Source organism: Hyphomonas sp. UBA3601, from assembly GCF_002375605.1.
Lineage (GTDB): Bacteria > Pseudomonadota > Alphaproteobacteria > Caulobacterales > Hyphomonadaceae > Hyphomonas.
The window spans coordinates 5,826-6,814 of sequence record NZ_DFME01000095.1 but is presented as its reverse complement, the minus strand read 5'-3'; the positions used below and the strand labels follow the sequence as shown (position 1 = coordinate 6,814).

The window sequence follows — 989 nt, the reverse complement described above, 5'->3', positions numbered from 1 at the left end:
GGTGGAGAGGAAATACTCCTCCATCTCGCCCAGCTTGAGTCCGGCCCGCACGCTGCGCTTTTCGCCCGGCTTTTCCTTGCCGATGAATTGCGCCAGCCGCACGGCCAGCATGGGCGATTCCACAATTGCGCCGACATTCATCCGGTGGGCCTGCGCGTCGCGGGCCGTGCGCGCCACCCACACCCCGTCCGGGCGACGTACAATACGGTGGAACCGGTCATAGGTCTTCAGCGCATAGCCCCCGCTCGCCACGAAATCGACGATCCGCTCATAGGTTTCCCAGTCGAGCCACGCATAGGGTGCGGCTCGGATAATATCCTCATAGAGTTCCTCCAGACGGAATCCGTCGCCACACGCCCGGCCCATGACATGCTGCGCCAGCACATCCAGCGAGCCCTCGCGGACCCCTTCCCCGTCAATCTCGCCGGCCTCGACCGCTGCCTCTGCCGCACGGCACTCCAGCACTTCGAACCGGTTCGTTGGCACAAGGACGGCCCGGCTGGCTTCATCCATCCGATGATTGGCCCGGCCGATGCGCTGGATCAGGCGCGCGGCCCCTTTCGGCGCGCCCATCTGGATCACGAGGTCCACCTCGCCCCAGTCGATGCCGAGATCGAGCGTGGACGTACAGACCACCGCCTTCAGGGCGCCAGCCGCCATCGCCGCCTCGACCTTGGTGCGCTGTTCCCGCGCGAGTGAGCCATGATGCAACGCAATCGGCAGCCCGTCCTCATTGGCGTGCCACAGCTCCTGAAACATCAGCTCGGCCTGGCTGCGCGTATTGACGAAGACGAGCGTCATCGTCGCTTTCTTGATGGCCTCATACACTTCCGGCACGGCAAATCGCCCGGAATGCCCCGACCACGGAATTCGCTGTTTCGAGATCAGGATATCCACATCCGCCGAGACACCTCCCTCGGCGGTCAGGACACGTACCTCCCCCGCGCCGGAGCGTACATCCAGCCAGTCGGCCAGAGATTGCGGCTCCC

General features: G+C 64.7%; 1 protein-coding gene. It reads right to left on the bottom strand.

The annotated features are described in order from the left end of the window. A partial coding sequence (locus B4F73_RS09750; RefSeq protein WP_290483134.1) for a helicase-related protein occupies positions 1–989 on the bottom strand: 989 nt, incomplete at both ends.